The following is a 1,771-nucleotide window of genomic DNA, read 5'->3' as shown; positions in this document are numbered from 1 at the left end:
TTCAAGGATGAGATCGTTCCTGTGATCATTCCCCAGAGAAAAGGGGAGCCCAAGATCTTTCAGGTGGATGAGAGACCCATGGAAACCTCCCTTGAAAAACTGGCAAAACTCAAGCCCATTTTCGATAAAGAGGGCACCGTCACTGCAGGGAATGCATCCGGTATCAACGATGGTGTCTGCGCCCTTGTTTTGATGTCCTCAGAAAAAGCCGAAGCACTGGGACTGGAACCCCTTGCACGCATCAAAGGATTTGCCGAAGGCGGTGTGGATCCTGCTTACATGGGCCTGGGTCCCATTCCTTCTACAAGAAAGGTTCTGCATCGGTTGAATCTCACCATTCAAGACATTGACTGCGTGGAGTTGAACGAAGCTTTTGCTGGCCAGGCCATTGCCTGCATGCGTGAACTGAAGATAGACCCGGCTCATTGCAACTTGAACGGCAGCGGAATCTCCATCGGGCATCCCATCGGTTGTACCGGTGCGAGAATCACCTACAGCCTGGCCATGCAGATGAAGAAAAGGGACTTTAAGCTTGGCTTGGCAAGCCTTTGCATCGGTGGCGGACAAGGAATGTCGTTGGTCTTGGAAAGGCCATAACTCCATTTGGTATTTATCGTAATAAAATGGGCAATGGTTCAGTTCGGATATGTCTACAAGTGTTGACCTGAAATATGGTAAATAATTATGAGTGTACCCTTTTTTGATCATCCTGTCTGCCAAACCTCACCCCCCGGCCCCCTCTCCATCTCTGGAGAGGGGGAGAATAATGCAAAAAGGGTACACTCAATAATTATAATGCATTGGATGCAAACAAAAAGCCATTATGCACATTGAGAGCCTGCATCCATGGCAACCCATAAGTCTCGCTACCGCTGAATTAAGCCGCCGCGCCAATAACTTAAACTTTAGCCGCTCCCGTTCACGTGGTCGGCTTGAATGACTTGATAAGATCGTGGTTCGGCTGTCGCCTCACACGATCTATCGTTATTCGTTGTGTGTCGGACTGGACTTACGCATACTGAGAATTTATAGATTTACGGAGAGTGTCATTGATTTTGGTTTGCCAACCTTTGCCATCTGACTTGAAATGCTCAATAATATCACTGTCCAAACGGATATATATCGGTGTTTTTGTTGGTCTCTTCTGCTTCCCACGAGTCCGCTTGTACGTTTCCACAATTTCTGGATGCAATTCACTGACAGAGCGCATTTGGTCAAATTGCTCATCTCTCATCTCAGAAGTGTCCGGGTCAGTAGCAATAGCTTCTTTGATACGTTGATCTTCTTCATCTGTGACCAAAATGGTTCCTGGTTTAAGCTTCGGCATATTGTTTTTCCTCTTTTTTGGTGGCCTTGCGCAAGCTAATAATTCGGACAGTGTCATCTCAATATGCATATGTCAGATGAAAGATCCGAACACCAATGTATCCCAATACACAATAGCGGATTTCATGGTAGTCTTGGCGGTCATCCATATATTCAAAAGCGCTATCCCACTCAAAATCCGTCACTCGATTGAAGTCGACTTTATGCTTGGCTCTATTTTTAGAATTTTTATTTTCATCCCATTCGTACTTCATGGGCTTATTGTATATACAATAAAAAGTTTTGTCAAATTTAATGAACGGCGATATCTCAAAAACAATTCTGATTCAGACAAATGGCCGACATTATAACCAAACCCAACTTTTTTAGTACCCATCTCTGACGGCCTGTTCCATTGCAGTAAGTTCCTCGTCTGTTAGAAAATCGAAGTGAGTCGATCTTTTTC

Annotated in this window: 3 protein-coding genes; 1 reads left to right on the top strand and 2 read right to left on the bottom strand. The window is 44.9% G+C overall.

Annotation, left to right across the window (positions count from 1 at the left end):
• On the top strand, positions 1-597 hold a 597-nt coding region (locus MTBBW1_RS27105), incomplete at its 5' end, for an acetyl-CoA C-acyltransferase (protein WP_139786938.1).
• 412 nt (positions 598-1,009) lie between these two features.
• Here the strand turns inward: MTBBW1_RS27105 and MTBBW1_RS27100 are convergent.
• Together MTBBW1_RS27100 and MTBBW1_RS30515 are read right to left on the bottom strand one after the other, a co-directional pair.
• Positions 1,010-1,327: a BrnA antitoxin family protein gene (locus MTBBW1_RS27100; RefSeq protein ID WP_080810104.1), complete on the bottom strand. Its 318-nt coding sequence runs from the start codon at positions 1,325-1,327 to the stop codon at positions 1,010-1,012.
• Positions 1,328-1,385: 58 nt separating this feature from the next.
• Complete coding sequence (locus tag MTBBW1_RS30515; protein ID WP_080810102.1) at positions 1,386-1,580, bottom strand: BrnT family toxin; 195 nt, start codon at positions 1,578-1,580, stop codon at positions 1,386-1,388.
• Between the last annotated feature and the right edge of the window lie 191 nt (positions 1,581-1,771).

The organism is Desulfamplus magnetovallimortis (genome assembly GCF_900170035.1).
GTDB classification, from domain to species: Bacteria; Desulfobacterota; Desulfobacteria; order Desulfobacterales; family Desulfobacteraceae; genus Desulfamplus; species Desulfamplus magnetovallimortis.
The sequence above is the reverse complement of the archived record's forward strand: the minus strand, read 5'-3'. Positions and strand labels throughout refer to the sequence as shown.

Bases quoted from the DNA above. Each gene is read 5' to 3' on its own strand.
- MTBBW1_RS30515 (WP_080810102.1), bottom strand. From the start codon at position 1,580: ATGAAGTACGAATGGGATGAAAATAAAAATTCTAAAAATAGAGCCAAG.
- MTBBW1_RS27100 (WP_080810104.1), bottom strand. From the start codon at position 1,327: ATGCCGAAGCTTAAACCAGGAACCATTTTGGTCACAGATGAAGAAGAT.